Genomic DNA, 21,153 nt, shown 5'->3' with positions numbered 1-21,153 from the left:
GGCCCAGACGTATTTAATCAATAAACTAACATCTATGTGACCTAATCAATGAAATTACATGTGTAAATTCATCTTTATGATGAACGGAGCCCCTGTCTGCTCATTTTCCCAGCGCGCTGTTGCGGATTAATACTCCCGGCATGCCATCAGGAGTGAACATATGCGTCTACTCGCCGTTGTATCAAAATTAACTGGCGTTTCCACAAATGTTGAAGCCTCTGAAGTTACGCTCAGTTCACCTTCTATCGTGAAACTGTCTGTGTCGCGTGAGGAGGTGAGTCAACTCACGCGCGTTAATCAGGATCTGGTTGTCACACTCCGCTCAGGTGAAACCATCACCATTAAAAATTTCTACCTCGGAAAAGGCGAAGCGCAAAACCAACTTGTTCTGGAGGACAGTAATGGCGCACTGTGGTGGGTTCAGGATACTGACGGAGCATTCCATTTCCAGCACCTGGACGATCTCACACCGCTGATGACGGCCGAAGGCAGTCATGAAGGCGGCGCCGTCTGGCCGTGGGTTCTTGGCGGGATCGCTGTCGCTGGCGGGATTGGCCTCGCTGCGGGTGGCGGCGGCGGCGGTGGGAGCGATAATAACGCTGGAAACGGTAATGCCGGGAACGGCAATGGTAGCGGCGGCAATGGAAACGGTGGCAACGGCGAAGGTAACGGTAACGGTAATGGCGACGGTGATGGCGACGGTGACGGTGATGGCGGCACACCGCCAACGACAACTCCTAACAGGCCAGACGTCCCCGTTATCACCAGCATAATCGATAACCAGGACCTGATTACTGGCCCTGTCAATCAGCAGGAATCCACCAACGATAATACGCCGACACTCCAGGGCACCGGCCCCGCGAATGCCACATTACATATTTTTGATAACGGCGTCGAAATAGGCCAGGTGACAATCGATGCCAACGGCAACTGGTCGTTTACGCCATCCTCTCCTCTGGCAGACGGCACGCACCAGTTTACCGTCAGCGCTTCAGACGGTACGGGCAGCAGTGGCATGTCGGACAGTTGGGAAATTATTGTCGATTCGCTTGCCCCCGACGCCCCCGTGGTCACTCAGGAAACCGACAATGTCGGTTCCATTACCGGCCTTATCGCCAATAACGGCGTAACCGACGATGCCACGCCGACGCTCAAGGGCACTGGCGAAGTAGGTAGTACCATCAACATCTATGACAATGGCATCCTGATTGGTATGCAAACTGTAGATAGCAATGGTAACTGGACATTTACACCGGACATTCCGCTCAGCGATGGTGTTCACAATCTGACGCTGACGCAAACTGACGCCGCGGGTAACGTGAGCGCGGAAACGCGCATACCGACATTCACCGTTGATACCACCCCGCCTGCAGCCGCAGTCATTTCCTCCGTTAATCCAGAAGGTACAACGGTAACTGGTAGCGCTGAGGCGGGAAGCCTGGTCATTATCATCGGCAGTAATAATCAGGTTTTGGGTTCAACAACGGTCGGTCAAACCGGCAATTTCGTCATCGCGATTTCGCCCTCACAGACGCACGGTGAAGCGCTGATCGCGAAAATTCAGGACCAGGCAGGCAACATCGGGCCAGATACCTCTTTCAATGCCACCAACTCTGGCTACCCGGGCGTGCCCGTTATCGTCAGCATAATGGATGATTTTGCACCCTCAACCGGACCATTGAGCAATAATCAGGCCACCAACGACCAAACGCCTACGCTCTCAGGTACCGCAGACGCCAACAGCACGGTTAACATTTATAACAATGGGGCGTTTGTCATAAGCGTGCTAGCTGATGCCAGCGGCAACTGGACCTGGACCTCCAGCACCAATTTGCAGGACGGCTTATACGCCTTCACCGCCACCGCGACAAACCAGTCAGGTACAGGAGGCATGTCACCAGCGTTCAATATCAGCATCGACACCCAGCCACCGTCGCCACCTGATGATCTCAACGTATCTGCGGATGGGACTGTCGTCACCGGAACGACCGATCCAGGTAATACCGTGGTTATCACCGGCAGTGGCGGAACTCAGATCGGCAGCGGCGTCGCCGGAACGGACGGCTCATTTACCATCACCATTAACCCACCACAGACCAATGGCGAAACCATTGAAGCCATCGCAACCGATCCGGCAGGAAACCCAAGCCTGCCAGAAACGGCGCTTGCACCAGACATTACCGCGCCACAGCCCCCAACAAACCTGCTAGTTAATGGCACTGGCGACCAGGTCACCGGCAAAGCCGAACCCAACAGTACGGTCAATATTCTGGATCCAGATGGCAATATCATTGGTACGGCAACTGCCGATACGGATGGGGATTTCACCGCAACGCTGGTTCCGCCGCAAACCAACGGCGAGACCCTTACGGCAAATGCGACCGACACCGCAGGCAACAAGGGCGACAACGCCTCTGTCACCGCACCGGACACCACGGCACCTGATGCGCCGACCGGCGTCACCGTCGCCGGAGACGGCGGTTCTGTAAGCGGACATGCTGAAGCAGGAAGCACCGTTACCGTAAAAGACAGCAACGGTAACCCGATTGGCATAGGCCAGGCTGACAGCGGCGGCAATTTCACCGTGTCTATAGCGCCGTCGCAAAAGAACGGCGAAACGGTAAACGTCACCGCAACGGACAGCAGCAATAACGAGAGTCAGCCTACCTCCGCGTTGGCTCCGGATATCACTGCACCAAACCAGCCAGTTATTATTGCCGTTACTGATGATGTTGACGATTTCACTGGCCCCATCAATAACAATGGGTTAACCAACGACGATAAACCGAAAATTGAAGGCATCGCCGAAGCAGGTTCGCGGGTCAAAATTTATGATAATGGCACCCTGCTTGCGACCGTTACCGCTGATAACAACGGTAACTGGAACTATACGCCCACCGCAGCACTAAACCAGGGCGCGCACGTATTTACGGTGACAGCAACAGACGCTGCCAACAACACCAGCAGCGCCGCCAGTTGGAAAATTATTGTCGATAGCATCGCCCCAACCGTTCCAGTAATAACGTTGGTTAACGATGATGTTGGCAGCATTACGGGCAACGTTGCAAATAACGGTTGGGTCACCAACGATAACACGCCAACCCTCTCGGGTACCGGTGAACCCGGTTCGCTGGTGAGCCTGTACGATGGCAGTCTGTTGATGACGGTTATTCTTGTCGACAGTTCGGGCACCTGGAGCTATACCGTTCCGGGAAATCAGGTGCTCAGCGATCGCACTCATCAGTTTACGGTATCGGCAACCGATGCCGCCGGTAATGTCATCACCTCACCCACAGTGGTCAGCGTTACCGTAGATACTCAACCGCCAGGCGATCCTGTCATTTTGGCTGCCACCGACGACGTTGGGAATGCGCCGATCGATCTGCCTTCCGGAAGCCGTTCAAACGATACCTTACCAGAGCTGAAAGGAACCGGAATAGCCGGTTCTACAATCACCCTCTATGAGGGTTCCACGCCAATTGGCAGCACAACGGTTTTACCCGCCGGCACCTGGAGTATTCAACTCAGCCAACCGCTCAGTGAAGGCGCACACAATTTATCCGCTATCGCCACGGACGCTGCAGGCAACGCCAGCAATGCCGGGAACTTTACGCTGACGATTGATACCACCCCACCAGTTGCCCCGGTTATCAGCTCTGCAGAAGGTCTGATTGGGACAAATCTACAAACGCTGAGTAACGGCAGCAGTACCAAGAGCTCGAATCCCGAACTCTCCGGAACCGGCGAGCCCGGCGCGAAGATTACGATTTATGATAATGGCGGTTCTATTGGCACCGTCACCGTACAGCCAGACGGCTCCTGGACATTTACCCCAACCTCACTCGCCGACGGGCCGCATAAATTTACCGCCACGGCGACTGACGTTGCAGGCAACACGGGGATCCCGTCGGCAAGCTTTACTCTGACAGTAGACAATACGCCTCCCGCACAACCAGCCGCGCCAATCATTACCGACGATGTGGCTCCGGTAACGGGTGTGGTCACTAATGGCAACACCAATGACACCACGCCAACCTTTAGCGGCACGGGGAACGTCGGGGATCTGATTACCCTCTATCTTGCTGGTACTCCCCCATTGCAGGGAACAGCAACAGTAGGTGCAGACGGTACCTGGAGCTTCACTCCGTCAGCACCGGTTGCTCCTGGTAGTTATCAGGTAACTCTCACCGCAACCGATCCAGCAGGCAACGTCAGCCTGCCATCTAACGCCATAACACTGAACATCGACACGACGCCGTCTGCACCACCGGTGATCATCGCCGCCAACGATAATGTCGGTGACGCCACGGGCGACCTTGCGCCAGATGCCGTAACTGATGACACCACGCCAACCATTCGCGGTACTGGCACAGACGGGGATACCATCACCCTGTATAACGGGGGGACGGTGATCGGTACTACAACGGTGGCTGGCGGAACCTGGAGTATTACGCCAGGGACTGCGCTGGCGAACGGAAGCTACACGTTAAGCGCCACCGCAACCGATCCGGCAGGTAACATCAGCGACAATTCAAGCAGCATTTCGTTTACGGTTAACAACACGAAGCTGACGTTGCCGCAGGTAACGGATATCCAGGATAACGTTGGAATCTTTACCGGTTCGCTAACCAGTGGCAGCGTCACGGACGATACCACCCCGACCATTAGCGGGACCGGCACACCGGGCAGTACAGTGTTAATTTTCGATGGCAATAATCCCGTCGCAATTGCTACGGCTACGGTTGCTGCTAACGGCACCTGGAGTGTGGATGTTCCCCTCACGCCGAACGTCACTCACACACTGACGTTCGGCGCAGTGGATGCCGCAGGTAACTCACTGGCTGCAGATAACCCGCTGACGGTGATTGTCGATACCCTGCCGCCTGCAACGCCTACGGTTACCAGCGTAGATCCTAACGGGACGCTGGTAAGCGGTACGGCCGATGCCGGCAGCACCGTGATTATTCGCAGCGGTAACACCATTCTCGGCCAGGGGGTGGCAGACGGTTCTGGTAACTTTGCTGTCACTATTTCGCCAGCGCAAACAACCGGTCAGGCGCTCAACGCCATCGCTCAGGATACCGCCGGAAATCAAAGCGATCCGACAACGTTTAACGCCGCTACCTCCAGCGTTCCGCATCCACCGACTCTTGAGATCGTTGATGACATCGCGCCCATCATGGGGGTGATTGGCAACGGTAAAACCACCAACGACACCTTACCGCTGCTGCAAGGGACCGCCACTGCAGGGGCATCGGTGACTATCTATCAAAATGGCGCATTCATCGCCACGGTAACCGCCGATGCCGTGTCTGGCGCATGGAGTTATCAGCTACCCACTGCGCTGACTAACGGCATTACCTATAACTTCACGGTTTCACAAACGGTGGACGGTACCCCAAGTGGTCTGTCGCCCAACTACGCAATCACCATCGACACCACGCCCCCGCAGGTGCCAACTATCACCAGCATTATTGACGATATTGCCCCCGGCACCGGATCGTTGGATAAAGGGCAAATTACCAACGATTCACGCCCAACGTTTAACGGAACCGGCGAAGCGGGGGCAACCATCACCCTTTACGATAATGGCATCGCTTATGCCACTACCACGGTAAACAGCAACGGATTCTGGAGTTTTACCCCGACCGCTCCGCTGGGAGAAGGCGACCATATCTTTACCGCTCGCGCAACAGATGCCGCAGGCAACCAGGGAGATCCATCCGGTGATTTCCAGATCATTGTCGATACCCTGGTGCCGAATGCCCCCTCTATTGTGACAGTCACGGACAACGTTGGTACAACCCAAATCCTGACCTCCGGGCAGTTGACCAACGATAATACTCCAACGCTTGCTGGCGTTACCGAGGCGGATTCGATTGTTACTATCCGCGATAACGGGGCGGTCATCGGCACAACCATCAGCGATGAAAACGGCAACTGGAGCTTTACGCCTGCGCCTGCCCTCGGTGAAGGCAGTCACTCGCTGACTGCCACCGTCACAGATGCCGCGGGCAATATCAGCCCGGCAACGCCACCGTTTGTGGTTGTCGTCGACACGCTGCCGCCAGCGGCACCGACCATTACCTCCGTAATTGACGATCAGCCTGGCAATACAGCGCTGACCAACGGACAGTTGACGAACGATGCGCAGCCTACGCTGAACGGCAAAGGCGAGATAGGCGCCATCATCACGATCCGTGATAACGGCGTCGCCATCGGTACAGCGCAGGTGGACGAGTCAGGCAACTGGCGCTTCACACCGGATGCACCGCTGGGACAGGGACAACATATATTCACCACCGTTGCCACCGATCAGGCAGGTAACTCCGGCGGAGTATCATCATCGTTTACTATTGAGCTGGACTCAGTTGCCCCGTCAATCCCGGTCATCAGCTCAGTTCAGGACAGCACCGCACCGACAACAGGCCCGATAACCAACGGGCAGACCACGAATGAATCCCGTCCGGCCCTGAGCGGCACCGGTGAAATTGGCGCGACCATTACCGTCCTGAGCGATGGTCAGCCCATCGGCACTACCACCGTTGGGGCAAACGGCACCTGGAGCTTAACCCCAACGGATGCACTCAGTAACGGTCCGCATACGCTGACCGTCACCGCCACCGACAGCGCCGGTAATACCAGCCAGCCATCCAATAGCTTCGCGCTTATCGTGGATACCGTGTTGCCTGGTACGCCAGCGATTACTCAGGTTGCAGATGATGTCGGCCCGCTGATCGGTAATCTGAACAACGGTCAGGCCACGAACGATCCACTCCCGACGCTTAGCGGCACGGCTGAAGCCAATTCCACGGTAAGAGTTTACGATAACGGATCGTTTATCGGCTTTACCTCAGCGGATGGCACGGGCGCCTGGAGCTTCACGCCAGGAACCGAGCTTGGCAACGGTAACCACGCGCTGACGGTGACAGCCACCGACGCTGCCGGAAACGTCAGCCCCACGTCCGCTGGATTTAACATCGTTGTTGATACCGTCGCCCCGCTTGCACCAACGATTATCCAGGCTTTTGATGACGTGCAGCCGGGAACCGGAACGCTGTCGAGCGGGGCCTTTACCAACGACACCCGTCCCGTACTCAACGGCTCGGCGGAAGCCGGTGCCCGGGTAGCCATCTACGATAATGGCACACTGCTGGCAACGGTAACTGCGGCGATAGACGGCACCTGGGAATATCTGCCTGCCGCGCTGGGTAACGGTCAGCATGTGTTTACCGCTATCGCCACCGATGCGGCCGGAAACGTAAGTCCCACCTCCGGCGGGTTTATTATTAATGTCGACACCATTGCACCATCCGCCCCGCTGCTGGTCTCAGTGGTGGATGATATCGCAGGCGGTGTGTTCAATGCGGCACTCAACAACGGACAACTGACCAACGATGCGCGCCCGACGCTGAACGGTACCGCCGAGGCAGGCAGCACCGTCAGCATCTATGATGGAAGCACCCTGCTGGGTACGGCGCTGGTGCAAAGTAATAACAGTTGGTCGTTTACCCCAACTACGCCGCTGACGAATGGATCGCACACCTTCACCGTCACCGCAACAGATGCGGCGGGCAACACCAGCAGTGCGACGGCAGGCTTTAGCGTGGTGGTCGACACCACGGCGCCGACTCGGCCTTCAATCAGCAGCATTATTGACGACGTCGGGCCGAACACCGGGGCGATTGGCGCTAATCAGCCAACCAACGACGCACGCCCAACGTTAAGCGGCACCACAGAAGCCAACGCGCGGGTCGATATTTACGATAACGGCAGCTTTATCATCAGCGTGACAGCGGACGGCAGCGGCAACTGGAGTTACACCCCAACCACCGCGCTGGCACAAGGTACCCACTCCTTTACCATCACCGCAACGGACAGTGCGGGTAATACCAGTGGCATATCGTCTGCGGCAGCGATCGTGGTCGATACCGTCGCCCCGGGCATTCCTACAGGACTGGCGGTAAACGCCAACGGTACCACGCTCACCGGCGTTGCCGAGCCAAACAGCACGGTCATTATTACCTCCAGCGGTGGAACGGTGCTCGGCACGGCAACCGCCAACGCCTCCGGTAATTTCACCTTCACGCTGAACCCACCGCAAATCAGTGGGCAAACGCTGCAGGTCAGCGCCCAGGATGCCGCAGGCAACATCGGCACGGCGGGTAACGTTCTGGCACCGTTTACTGGCGTACCGCCTGCGCCGGTTATTGCCACCGTTCTCGATGACGTCGGTACGATCACGGGGCCCGTCGCGGCGGGCAAAACCACCAATGATACGCTGCCAACGCTCAACGGAACGGCGCAGGCTAACGCCATCGTCAGCCTGTACAACAACGGCGTGCTAATGGGCACCACGACCGCAGACAGTAACGGGATCTGGAGCTTTACCCCATCCGGGGTGCTCAGCGAAGGTAACCACGCGTTTACCGCCACTGCAACAAACGCCAACGGCGCAAGCGGGTTGTCCAGTTCGTTCAGCGTGATTGTGGACACCACGCCACCGACCGCGCCAACGATACTGATCAGCGCCGATGGCGGCACCGTCAGCGGCGTCGCCGAAGCGGGAAGCACGGTCACTATCTCCTTGCCCGGCGGCACCAGCGTGACGGCAATCGCCAACAGCAGCGGTGTCTACAGCGTCAACCTGCCGGTTCGCCAAATTGAAGGCCAGTCGCTGTCCGCCACGGCGACCGATGCGGCGGGCAATACCTCATCGCCGACAAGCGCTATCGCACCGGTATTGCCACTGCTGGCTGAAGACAACGTCACCAGTCTGCCGCTGCAAACCGATGTTATCGTCAGCACCGAGCATCAAAGCGATTATGGTTTCCTGCTGGTTAATGCGTTGGGGAATGTCGCCAACGTGCTGGGGAACGATACGGCAAGCGTTAATTTCAGCATCGCTTCTGGCGGCAGTGGGTCCATTACGATCAATGCCGCCGCGACCGGCGTGGTGCTGTCGCTGTTAAACACGCTTGAAGTCGTTATCCAGCGCTTTGACACCGGGCTGAATGCCTGGGTAACGGTGGTGGATACCGGGAAACCAGACTTCGCCAGCCTGCTCACCCTGGGTGCCTCGGGCGTAACGCTCAATTACAGCGGGCTGACTGGTGGTGATTACCGCGTGGTCAGCTACAACACCAACCTGCTGGCGACCGGCGCATACACCAGCCTTGATGTCTCGGTGGTGAAAGCCAGCGCAGGGACCATCATCGGCGGTACCACGGAATCCGGGAACATCATTACGGATACCGATCCCGCCAACGGGCAGGATAATGCGCCTTCCGGCACGTTGGTCACCTCCATCACCGACGGTAACGGCAACGTCGTGAATATCCCGGCGGGCGGCATTGATGTGCAGGGGAAATACGGCATCCTGCATATCAATCAGAACGGTAGCTACACCTATACCCTGACCAATACGTCAATCTCGGTGTATGGGCGCTCCGAAAGCTTCACCTACACGCTGACGCATGGCAGCGATCACTCCTCGGCAAAACTGGTGGTAACGCTCGGTCAGACTCCAACCACCAGCACGGTAACCGCGGCAGACGATGCAGCAGTGCTGACTTACGGAACGCAAGTCATCGCGGTTGACCACTTGCCTTCACAACAAACCGGCTTCACGCTCGCCAGCGTCGGACTCGGCAATGTGCTAGACGTCAGTCTGGTCAACGGTCTGACTGACCCGATTAAGTTTAACGTTGACGATGGCGCAACCCGCACGCTGACCGTACAGGCTAATGTTCTCGGCGTGACGCTTGGCGGCTTCGATCTCTATGTTTATCGCTTCAACGAGTCAATTCAGCAGTATGAGCAGTACCGGGTACAGCCAAACTGGGTCACCGCCCTACTGGGCGGAAGTTCGTCAGCGTATACCATTACGCTACCGGGTGGCGATTATCTGTTCCTGCTTAACGCTTCCGGCGGCCTGACGCTGCTGACCAGCTATACCCTGAATATTCAGGCCGATCACACCTACGCCGTCGACAGCATGAGTGCGACAACCAATGGCAATCTGCTGGTCAACGACTCGGCTCCGGCCAATACCGTTATCACCGAAGTAAACGGTATCGCCGTAAACGGGACGGGCACTACCACTATTAATGGGCAGTACGGCACGCTGACTATCGATGCGAAGGGGAACTACACCTACACGCTAAGAAGCGGACTGGGTGCAGACGGTATCAACACCCCGGACAGCTTCGTGTATAAGGTCAGAGCACCAAACGGCGATACCGGCAGCGCCTCGCTGAATATCAAACCAACGCCGCAGCCGCTGGACGCCGTAAATGACATCAGTAGCACGATGGCAGTCACCACGCAGGCGGACACCTCCAGATTGTTTGCTGACAACAGCGTCGGGAACGCCAGTTGGAACGCCCAACTCCTTTCTCCCACCTCACAAAATGGCACTGGCGTCATTGAGGTCGCGACGGGAACGGCGGTGCAAAACGCCATACTGCATTTTAACGTTGCTTCAGGTCTGACGCTGGGCGGACTGACCGTCACCTGGGCGCTGTATGACAGCAACAACGTTAAGGTTGCCAGTAACTCATTCAACGGTGGATTGCTCATTGGCGGCAATATCGATATTGCCCTGGGGATCATGTTGCACCCCGGTAACTATCGACTCGACTACACCGGCAGCGTCGGGGCTTTAGGGCTGGGGAATATCACCATCACCCCTAGCGTGAAAGGCACGATAATCGACCTGCAGAACGTCGAAACGTCCGCGGCAAACAGCGTCGCCGGCAACATTTATGATGGGGACCATATTGCCAGCGTGCATACCTTGCTGACGGTGAACGGCACGGGTGGTAGCACCGCCACGCTGGATCCGCTGAGCAGCACGACCAGCGCCATCATTAACGGGTTGTACGGCAAACTGACCATTGGCATTGATGGTCATTACACCTACGCCCTCAACAGCGATGTCTCACTTTCCACCATCCTCACCAAAGAGACATTTACTTACACCCTAAACGATCAGAATGGGCATACCGATACCGCTACGTTGACCATCAACATGAATCCGCAGGTTGTAAGCACCGTGGATGCCGATCGTTTTACCGGCAGTGTCTACGGCGATACGCTGATTTATCACCTGCTCAACGCCAACGATGCTACCGGTGGTAACGTTGGCAATGTTGGCGTTGGACCTACCGATACCTGGACCAACTTCTCGCTGGCCCAGGGTGACAAAATCGATATCGGCGACCTGCTGGTGGGCTGGAACGGGCAGAACGCTACGCTCGGCAACTACCTCACCGTGACCACCAGCGGTAACAACACGGTGATTGCTATCGACCGCGACGGTACGGGCAACACTTATCACTCAACCAATCTCATAACGCTGGAGAACGTACACACCACGCTCGATGAGCTGGTGCAACAAAATCACATTGTGCCCTGAAGCTAACGCATAACGTTAAAGCGCCATAACTACAGCCCCGGATGCCATGACGTCCGGGGCAATAACAGTCGTCGCTGCCGTATTTTGTAAGGGATAAACTATGAGAAATGTCGCGCCTGTTGCCTTACTGCTGGCATTAACGCTCTGTACCCTGCGGGTGAATGCCGAAGATGAACCGCAAATTATTACGCCGGAAGGCCTGGCCACCAGCCAGATGCTGCCCTCGCTGGACGGCGCGGTTGCCGATCTGCCGCTGAGCGCCGCCGCCCCCGGCAGCCTGACGCTCAACGACGCAGTGAGTCGCGCCGTGAGCTGGCATCCTTCTATTCGTGAATCCATCGGCAAACTGCTCTCACAAAATGAGCAGATCGACGTGGCGAAATCAAAATATTACCCGCAGGTTTCTGCCGGGATGAACAACGGTTACAGCAATACTTATACCGATCACGGCTTTAGCCCGGCCCTGGTTATTTCAGTGTCGCAAATGCTGTACGACTTCGGCAAAGTGGCAAGCCAGGTCCGCGCTGAAACCGCCGGATCCGCACAACAGCAGGCGAATGTGTTACTCAGTATTGATACCATCGCCCACGCAACCGCCAACGCGATAGTCCAGGTGCAGACGTGGCAGCAAATGGTGGACGCCGCCGAAGAGCAGCTCAGCGCCTTGAACGGTATTGGTCGGCTGACCCGTCAACGCAATGATGAAGGGGCAACCTCGCTATCCGACGTGGTGCAAACCGATGCGCGTATCGAGTCTGCACGTTCTCAGTTGGCGCAGTATCAGGCTAATCTCGACAGCAGCAAGGCAACGCTGATGAGCTTCCTCGGCTGGAACTCGCTTAACGGCATCAGCAACGAATTTCCGGTCAAACTGGACAGCAGTTGTGATGTGGTCAAACCGGACGATAAGCTGGTTCCCGCGGTGCTGGCGGCATGGGCGCAGGCGAATGTGGCCCAGGCAAATCTCGATTACGCCAACGCGCAGATGACGCCCACTATCTCCCTCGAGCCGTCGGTTCAGCACTATCTCAACGACAAATACCCCAGCCATGAGGTGCTCGACAAAACCCAGTACTCCACGTGGGTAAAAGTCGAGATGCCGCTGTATCAGGGGGGCGGACTCACCGCCAGACGCAACGCCGCCAGTCACGCGGTAGAGTCTGCACAGTACTCCATCCAGCGTACCCGACTTGAAGTGCGGCAGAAATTACTGGAATCCCGCAGCCAGGCGATGAGCCTCGCTACTGCCCTGCAGATCCTGCGTCGCCAGCAACGGCTGAGTGAACAAACGCGCGAGCTTTATCAACAGCAGTATCTGGACCTCGGGTCACGCCCACTGCTCGACGTGCTTAACGCCGAGCAGGAGGTATATCAGGCCCGTATTGCTGAACTCCAGACTCAAAACCAGCTGCGCCAACTCCAGTTGAACTGCCTCTATAACACCGGCTCGCTTCGCCAGGCGTTCGCCTTAAATAACCGCAGTATTCAATCGGTGGAGATAAAGCTATGAGCGACGTCGATACACATGCGGAAGATGCGATTGGCGAACACGCCCTGAGCCAGTGGGCGCAGGCGATGACGCATATTGCCAGCCACTATCGCGTTACCTGTTCGCCCGGCGCAATCCAGGCCAACGCCCCGTGGTTTGCGGGAAAAAGCCGAGCTATGGCCCTGTCGCAGCTGGCGCGTCAGGCGGGGCTGTCATTTCATGCGCTGGATACCGCCACGCAGGCGTTCGGCCAGTGGCGTCTGCCGGTGGTGGCGGAACTGCGCGACGGCCAACTGATGGTGATAGAACATTTCAACGGTGAAGATGCGTTGGATGTTTTTATCATCGCCGAAGAGGGCCAGCGTAACCGACTCACAGTTGCAGAACTTCTGCCGGAGATCGTGAGCATTACCGCGCTGCGCCCGCTGTCGGCGCTGAAGGACAGTCGGGTAGACCGCTATATTTCGCGCTTCAAGCCCGACTGGATGCGCGAACTGGTGTTACAGGACATCCGCCCTTACCTGCCGGTCATGATTGCCGCCTTTCTGATTAACGTCCTGTCGCTCGCCGGGATTATCTTTTCGATGCAGGTCTATGATCGGGTGATCCCCGCCCAGTCTTATCCAACGCTGTATGTTCTCTCCACCGGCGTTCTGGTGGCGGTGCTGTTTGGCTTTTTGCTGCGCGAAGCGCGTACGCACATAATGGACCTGCTCGGCAAACGCGCCGATATGCGCATTTCCGATCGCGTGTTCAGCCACGCATTGCGACTGCGCAACAGTGCCGTCCCCCGCTCGACGGGGAGCTTTATTTCTCAACTGCGCGAGCTGGAACAGGTTCGCGAGATGATCACCTCCTCGACCCTGTCGACGATTGTCGATCTACCGTTTTTCTTTTTGTTTATCGTGGTGCTGGCCTTTATCGCCCCGCCCTTGGCGTGGATAGCCCCCGTCGCGGCCCTGCTGATGATCCTGCCTGGTTTGCTGTTACAGAAGAAACTGGCGGTGCTCGCCAACCAGGCAGCGCATGAATCCACCCTGCGCAACGCGGTGCTGGTCGAGAGCGTTCAGGGGCTGGAAGATATCAAGCTGATGCAGGCGGAAAACCGCTTTTTACAACAGTGGAACAGCTACATCCGTATTACCGGAGAGTCCGGACTGCGCACGCGCAAGCTGACTCAGGGGCTGATTGGCTGGGGCATGTCGGTACAAAGCCTGGTCTACGCCGCCATCATTATGTTCGGCGCGCCGATGGTCATTGAAGGCACAATGACCACCGGGGCCGTGGTAGCCGCGTCGATGCTCGGTTCCAGAATGATTGCCCCGATGGCGAACCTGTGCGGCGTGCTGGCCCGCTGGCAGCAGGTCAAGGCGGCGAAGATGGGGTTAGACAGCATCATGCAGCTTCCCACCGAAACGCAGTACGATGAAGACCGGGTGCATCAGGAGATTTTTCACGGCCATTATCTGTTTGAAAACGCGCACTTTCGCTACCACAGCGACGATCAACGCGTTCCGCTGCGCATCTCACGTCTGGAGGTCATGCCCGGCGAACGGGTGGCGATCCTCGGGCGTAACGGCGCCGGGAAATCAACACTGCTGCAGGCCATGGCGGGCGGCGTGGAGATTATCCAGGGCGATGTCCGACTCGATAACCTGAGTCTGGCGCAGATCGATATGGCCGATTTACGCCGCAATATCGGTTTTCTCAGTCAGAATGCGCGGCTGTTTTTTGGCACCCTGCGCGAGAACCTGACCCTCGGCGCACCGCATGCCCGCGACGCGCAGATCTTCGAAGCGCTGGAGGTCAGCGGCGCGGCGGCTTTTGTTAAACAACTCGCCAAAGGGCTGGCGCACCCCATTATGGAGGGCGGCAACGGTCTGTCCGGTGGACAACGGCAGTCGATCCTGCTGGCAAGAATGCTGCTGCGATCGCCCAATATCGTGCTGCTCGACGAACCCAGCGCCTCGCTGGATGAACATACCGAACGAGAGTTTATTCAGCGCCTGAACCAGTGGCTGGGCAACCGAACATTGATTGTCGCCACCCATCGCGTACCGGTTCTGGAGCTGGTCGAGCGCGTAGTGGTGTTAAAAGAAGGTCAACTGGTCATGGATGCCCCGAAAGCGCAGGCGCTGAATGCGAGCCGGGCACCAGCCCCTACTCACGGTCGGGAGTGGAAAAATGAAAACCAATCCGCATGACGCTGCCATGGACGACCTCGATATCCGCCGCGAGCACCGTTTTTCCGGGGCCAGCCGCATTATTCTGCTCAGCACGCTGCTGTTTGCCGTCCTGGGTATCTGGGCGTATTTCGGCAAGCTGGATGAAGTCTCGACCGGCAGCGGGAAGGTAATCCCCAGCTCGCGCGAGCAGGTTTTGCAGTCGCTGGATGGCGGCATTCTCGCCGAGCTCACGGTACGCGAAGGAGATAAAGTACAGGCTAATCAGATTGTCGCGCGCCTCGACCCCACTCGCTCTGAGTCCAACGTTGGGGAGAGCGCCGCCCGCTATCGCGCCTCACTGGCTTCCAGCGCAAGGCTCAATGCCGAAGTTAACGATCTGCCGCTCGTTTTTCCCGCTTCACTACGCGCCTGGCCGGATCTCATCGCCTCCGAAACGCGCTTGTATAAAAGCCGCCGCGCGCAGCTCGCTGATTCTATGGCAGAACTGCAGGATGCGCTGGTCTCGGTAAATAAAGAGCTGGCCATAACCCAACGGCTGGAAAAAAGTGGTGCCGCCAGCCACGTTGAAGTGCTGCGCCTGCAACGACAAAAAAGCGATTTGGGATTAAAAATCACCGATCTGCGCTCACAATACTTCGTGCAGGCGCGGGAAGCGCTGTCAAAAGCCAATGCCGAAGTGGATATGCTGGCGGCTATTTTGAAAGGACGCGAGGATTCCGTCACCCGCCTGACCGTGCGTGCGCCGATGCGCGGTATTGTGAAAAACATCCAGGTCACTACCATTGGCGGCGTTATCCCGCCCAATGGCGAGATGATGGAGATTGTACCGCTGGACGATCATCTGCTGATTGAAACCCGCCTGTCTCCGCGCGATATCGCGTTCATCCACCCCGGCCAGCGGGCGCTGGTGAAGATAACCGCTTATGACTACGCGATTTACGGCGGTCTGGAAGGCGTAGTCGAAACTATTTCCCCGGACACTATTCAAGACAAAGTAAAACCGGAAATATTCTACTACCGCGTGTTTATCCGCACCCATCAGGACTTCTTACAGAACAAACTGGGACGCCATTTCTCCATCGTACCGGGAATGATTGCCACAGTGGATATAAAAACAGGTGAAAAAACCATCGTCGACTATTTAATCAAACCGTTTAATCGCGCAAAAGAAGCGCTGCGCGAGCGGTAAATCCTTGAGGATTAGGGGTTGCGGGGGCTGGTCACGCGTGTCACAAGTCTGTTATACTTGCTCTAACACATTGGGGCTGATTCTGGATTCGACGGGATTCGCGAAACCCAAGGTGCATGCCGAGGGGCGGTTGGCCTCGTAAAAAGCCGCAAAAAAATAGTCGCAAACGACGAAAACTACGCTTTAGCAGCTTAATAACCTGCTCTGAGCCCTCTCTCCCTAGCTTCCGCTCTTAAGACGGGGATCAAAGAGAGGTCAAACCCAAAAGAGATCGCGTGGAGGCCCTGCCTGGGGTTGAAGCGTTAAATCTAATCAGGCTAGTCTGGTAGTGGCGTGTCTGTCCGCAGGTGCCAGGCGAATGTAAAGACTGACTAAGCATGTAGTACCGAGGATGTAGGAATTTCGGACGCGGGTTCAACTCCCGCCAGCTCCACCAAAATTCTCCATCGGTGATTACCAGAGTCATCCGATGAAGTCCTAAGAGCCCGCACGGCGCAAGCCCTGCGGGCTTTTTTGTGCCCTCAATTTGTCCCGCGAAGTCCGAAGAGAACTCATTAAATCCGAACCTTTTAGGCACCTTGTTAGGCACCTCATAAAGCTTTATTGTTTTTGAGGTGCCTAAAACTATGGAAACCCGACAATGGCAAGACAAACCAAACCTCTATCCGTTAAAGAAATCGAATCTGCCAAACATAATCAATGTAGCCGTCTCACGCGCCAAGAAAAACCTGTATGTGGTCGGCTCGGCTGCAGCTTGGGAGGGAACCAGCCTGCAGGTCCTGCAGCGACAACTGGCAGAATCAGCGTGACAATCTCCGAGGTGACCCTCACGTAACGGACCGGCCACTACGTGCCAGCAGCGGAAGTTATTAATAGCATGATGAATGGACCAATGGAGAGCCGCTCATCTATACTCTTGTTAATCCAGACTGGAAATATTGTTATCACTAGCCCTACAACACAAGAGTTAACTCTATATTCTGACGCTTTAGAGGAATTTTACTCTGCTAAATAACCACCATCGATTGGATATACTCCTCCGGTACAGAACCCTGAATTGTCTGACAGCAAAAACAGAATGAAGTCTGCTATTTCTTGCATTTTTGCCATCCTTTTCATAGGGTGGCTATTTGCGAAACTACGTACGATATTTTCTGGAAATTCACTCATTCGTGGGGTTTGGACATAGCCCGGAGCGACTGCATTGATTCGAATGCCTTGACATGCAAACTCTAGCGCTGCGGTTTTGGTTAAACCGATTATACCATGCTTAGCCACGGTGTAAGGTGCTAATCCAGGAATGCCAACCAGACCATTTACTGCAGATAAATTAACTATAGAGCCACCAAATTTCATCATCTCAGGTATTTCATATTTTAGGCAGTAAAAAACGCCGCTCAATGAGGTGGCAATGACCTTATCCCAGTTTTCAACCGTCTGCTCGGTTATGTTTTTACCATGTTCACCTGTTAAGCCTGCGTTATTTACAGCACAATCAAGTCTGCCGAAATTTTTGATAACTTCATCTATCATTTGCCGTACTTGTTCGGGCTGTGACACATCACATCCGATCCCCAGCGCTTGTTTTCCCTGTGAAGATAATCGTTTCGCTTTTTGTTTAGCCTGCTCTGACGAGCGGGAGACAATAACGACCTTAGCTCCATGTTTGTGTAATTGCTCTGCGACTGCCTCACCTATACCTGCAGTACTTCCTGTTATGACAGCAACTTTATTCTGGAAATTCATAATTCACCCTATGAAGTCGAATTGAGTCTTTCATCTGGGTTAGTATACAAATTAGCTGTGACAGTTTTTGTCAGTATTCTTTCTCCTCGCAGATTCCTTCTTTTATTCTCCATTTTTTCAATAAAACTGTCCTGCTTTCACTATATATGGAACCCAGTTGTACTATTTCTTCAATTTTGTCAGTTCTAAAATGACGAAAATCATTTCTCATCTCACACCATGCAACCAAAAGCCAGCATGACTCCATATATACCAATCCGATGGGCCATATGACTCGAGAAGAGTAAGTATCTTTCTTGTCACAATACTTTATTTGGATTCTCTTGCGCTTTTTAATAGCATTGCGGATGTCTTCAAAAAAAACCTCATTATTTTCTGAAGGGCCGATCAGATAAGATTGACTCTCAATAAGATTTTTTAATTCACCGGGAATGACAGCGTGGATTTTGGCAAGTGCATTCCTTGCGGTATTTTTAAAATCATAATCCGTATTATGAGATACCCAATTTAACCCAAGCGTAATAGCATTGATTTCTTCATGAGAAAGGTTTAAGGGTGGCAAATGAAAGTCAGACTTAATGATATAACCAATTCCAGCACCACCTTCAATGCACACGCCTTGATGCTGTAGCGTTTTTATATCTCTGTAAAGGGAGCGCACACTTATTCCTAATCTTTCAGAGAGTGTGGATGCAGTGATCGGATATCTTTGCGCCCTTAATATCTGTAGTAGTTCGAGAAGCCTTTCTGTTCTGGTCATGTTGATAAATCCATCTTGATTCTGAGACAAAATCTTAAAGCATCTGTTGGATAAGCATCTTAGTACAAAGTAAGCGTACACGCTTAAGTTGAACTTCCCCCTGGATTAAGGATAGCGTTGCATCAACCCGTTGAACTCACACCTCATAGAAGACCTTTAGCCCAGTTAGCCTGTCCGCTGTATGCCAGAGACTCTCTAAAAGTTGATGGTTCGTTTTGCAGGGAGACTTACACATACTTAATATGTCCATGCTTAATAACGACAACCACTTATTATTTAACCTAACACTGAATGCGTCTTTTTGCCCCACCACAAAATTACCGTATTGATCGCTCCCAGCTGCACAAAATGGATAAATACCGTTATCAGCACTTACAGTTTTTTCCTAAAGCCAGCGCTTCGTTCGTGTGCCATGCTTAATCACGCTAATAACTTATAACGCTAAGCGAGGATATTATGAAAAAGACAATTATCGCATTATCTGCAATTCTGCTGGCTTCTCCCGTTATTGCCGCGACGACACACGCAACTGATAATGATGTAGCCGCCGCACACGAAAATGCTAATACCGCAAAAGAAAAACTGCATCAGGCGCAGAATCAGGGCGAAGAGCAACAGTTAAAAGCAAAACATGCTGCAGAAGGTAAACAAGATGACCTGAGCAGTAAAGTGAGTGAAGGCTCACAAAAAGCCTGGAATACAACCAAAGAAGGTACTGAAAAAGGTTGGAATGCAACAAAAGAAGGTACCGAGAAAGGCTGGAATAAGACCAAAGAAGGTGCTGCCTCCGTTGAGAAAAAAGTCAGTGAGTAATCTTCCAGCCATTCAATAATAAAAAGCCGCTTTCGCGGTTTTTTATTATTAGCAATCCTTATAATAAACGTAGAAACGCATTAAAGGGTATTGGTTTACTGAACAGATACCCCTGCCCAAAGCTAACGTTAATCCGTCGCAGCCTCTCCATCTGTTCTTCACTTTCTATTCCTTCCGCCACCAGTGGGATCCTGGCCAGTTCAGACAGGTGAACAATATTGCTGATGATAGTATCACTCACGCCGCCTTTACCCAGTGAGTCGATAAACATCTTATCAACTTTCAAGAACCGCGGCGAAATGCGTTGCAGCGCAGCATAGTTAGAATATCCGGTCCCAAAATCATCCAGGGCTAGCGCAGCGCCTGCCTCTTTCAAGCGCCTCAGAACACTTTCACGGATCAGATTCTGCTGCCGTTCGGTGATTTCCAGCATTACGCCAATATGAAACAAGTTCATCCGCTGAATAAAGGCGATAGTGGCATCGGTAAATTCATGATCCTCCAGTGAAAGTGGAGGAACGTTAATACCGATATGAAATGGTATATCACTCTGAGCCCTAAGGCACCGCATATCAACCTCTACCTGCGTCAACAATTTTAGCGTCAGCGCATTGATCAAGCCGCTATGTTCAGCCGTGTGGATAAATTCGTTAGGGGGAATAATTCCCTGCTCAGGGTGATTCCAGCGAACAAGCACTTCAGCCCCGACGATTTTTCCGCAAGCGAGTTCAACGACGGGCTGATAAAACGGAATAAATTCATCATTATTAATCGCACGCTGCAGTATTTTTATCGGTGATATCCGCTGCGCCCGGCGTAAGTGGAAATATAACAGCAAAGACAGAACCACAAATAAAATAAGAAGATAATGATTATCCCGCACATAATCCGCAATGCCATCCTGTGAATTCGTCACAATCCAGAAAGGATAGTTTTGCGAGGCCATCTGCACGAAAGGATGTTTTTCTGGATACAATAAAAAATGCACATCAATTTTTTCTTTACGGGCAAAATCCATAAGAATTTTATCGATCGCCGCTTTATATACTGCAACAGCCACCACCTGCCCCTGAAACGGAAAATAGATTATATACATCTCCGTGTTCAGCCGATAAATCTGTTCAATCATCAGTGAGTGTGTAGTCGTTCCATTGGAAATAATCCCCGGCGACTCTCGACCTTCAAGAGAAGAGCAGTTCCACTCACCGTTCCTGATGATACTGACTGAACGAATCTTCTCGCCAGACGCCGTAAGAAGACGCAATTTTCGTAGCAGATCGTCAGTGCAATTCTCTTGTATATGTGCGCTGGCTAACACAGCCAGTGTATTTACGTCGTCAAATATCGTATCGATTTCTTCGACCAGGCTATTTATCGCGTGTTCTCTGACAAGTTGTCCCTCTCTATCCCATTGCTGCCATGACGTCAGCACACCGGCCAGAAGAAAAAGCAACACCAGCATGATGGGTGTGATTTTCTTGGTTACAGACATGATTAACTCGTGTTGTTGAACAGAGCGCCCCGAAGGACGCTTTTTGAGATTATTTCAGG

The 21,153-nt window shown here is 54.0% G+C and carries 9 protein-coding genes and 1 other RNA gene; 7 read left to right on the top strand and 3 right to left on the bottom strand.

Going from position 1 to position 21,153, the window contains the following annotated elements:
• The first annotated feature begins 160 nt into the window (after positions 1 to 160).
• The 6 genes from OGV93_RS23685 to OGV93_RS23660 all read left to right on the top strand — a co-directional run bounded on the left by OGV93_RS23685 (position 161) and on the right by OGV93_RS23660 (position 17,092).
• The gene (locus OGV93_RS23685) at positions 161 to 11,419 is read left to right on the top strand and encodes a BapA/Bap/LapF family large adhesin (protein WP_287110260.1); all 11,259 of its coding nucleotides are present in this window, start codon (positions 161 to 163) and stop codon (positions 11,417 to 11,419) included.
• A gap of 100 nt (positions 11,420 to 11,519) precedes the next feature.
• Positions 11,520 to 12,929 carry a TolC family outer membrane protein gene (locus OGV93_RS23680; RefSeq protein WP_200083957.1) on the top strand — a complete coding sequence of 470 codons (1,410 nt, stop codon included), beginning with the start codon at positions 11,520 to 11,522 and terminating at the stop codon, positions 12,927 to 12,929.
• Positions 12,926 to 15,112, top strand: a complete 2,187-nt coding sequence (locus OGV93_RS23675; protein WP_200083956.1) for a type I secretion system permease/ATPase — start codon at positions 12,926 to 12,928, stop codon at positions 15,110 to 15,112. The genes OGV93_RS23680 and OGV93_RS23675 overlap by 4 nt, the downstream gene beginning before the upstream one ends.
• Before the next feature lie 7 nt (positions 15,113 to 15,119).
• Entirely contained in the window at positions 15,120 to 16,283 is a 1,164-nt protein-coding gene (locus tag OGV93_RS23670) for a beta-barrel domain-containing protein (protein WP_085951071.1), read from the top strand.
• A 72-nt stretch (positions 16,284 to 16,355) separates the two neighbouring features.
• Positions 16,356 to 16,719: a transfer-messenger RNA gene (gene ssrA, locus OGV93_RS23665) on the top strand.
• Positions 16,720 to 16,909: 190 nt separating this feature from the next.
• Entirely contained in the window at positions 16,910 to 17,092 is a 183-nt protein-coding gene (locus OGV93_RS23660; RefSeq protein WP_047414852.1) for a hypothetical protein, read from the top strand.
• A gap of 190 nt (positions 17,093 to 17,282) precedes the next feature.
• Here OGV93_RS23660 and OGV93_RS23655 read toward each other — a convergent pair whose 3' ends face one another.
• Both OGV93_RS23655 and OGV93_RS23650 read right to left on the bottom strand, forming a co-directional pair.
• Positions 17,283 to 18,029 (bottom strand): SDR family NAD(P)-dependent oxidoreductase, encoded by a 747-nt coding sequence (locus OGV93_RS23655; protein ID WP_169329906.1) that lies wholly within the window; start codon positions 18,027 to 18,029, stop codon positions 17,283 to 17,285.
• Positions 18,030 to 18,099: 70 nt separating this feature from the next.
• Positions 18,100 to 18,789, bottom strand: a complete 690-nt coding sequence (locus tag OGV93_RS23650) for a helix-turn-helix transcriptional regulator (RefSeq protein ID WP_075847593.1) — start codon at positions 18,787 to 18,789, stop codon at positions 18,100 to 18,102.
• A gap of 456 nt (positions 18,790 to 19,245) precedes the next feature.
• Between OGV93_RS23650 and OGV93_RS23645 the strand changes: the two genes are divergently transcribed.
• A complete protein-coding gene (locus tag OGV93_RS23645) occupies positions 19,246 to 19,602 on the top strand; it encodes a KPN_00521 family repetitive protein (protein ID WP_016157245.1) in 357 nt (118 codons plus the stop codon).
• A 58-nt stretch (positions 19,603 to 19,660) separates the two neighbouring features.
• Here OGV93_RS23645 and OGV93_RS23640 read toward each other — a convergent pair whose 3' ends face one another.
• The gene (locus OGV93_RS23640; protein ID WP_287110257.1) at positions 19,661 to 21,094 is read right to left on the bottom strand and encodes an EAL domain-containing protein; all 1,434 of its coding nucleotides are present in this window, start codon (positions 21,092 to 21,094) and stop codon (positions 19,661 to 19,663) included.
• Positions 21,095 to 21,153 lie beyond the last annotated feature (59 nt).

The organism is Citrobacter sp. Cb031, from assembly GCF_030336725.1.
Taxonomy (GTDB): Bacteria; Pseudomonadota; Gammaproteobacteria; order Enterobacterales; family Enterobacteriaceae; genus Citrobacter; species Citrobacter braakii.
This window is presented reverse-complemented; position numbering and strand designations above follow the sequence as displayed.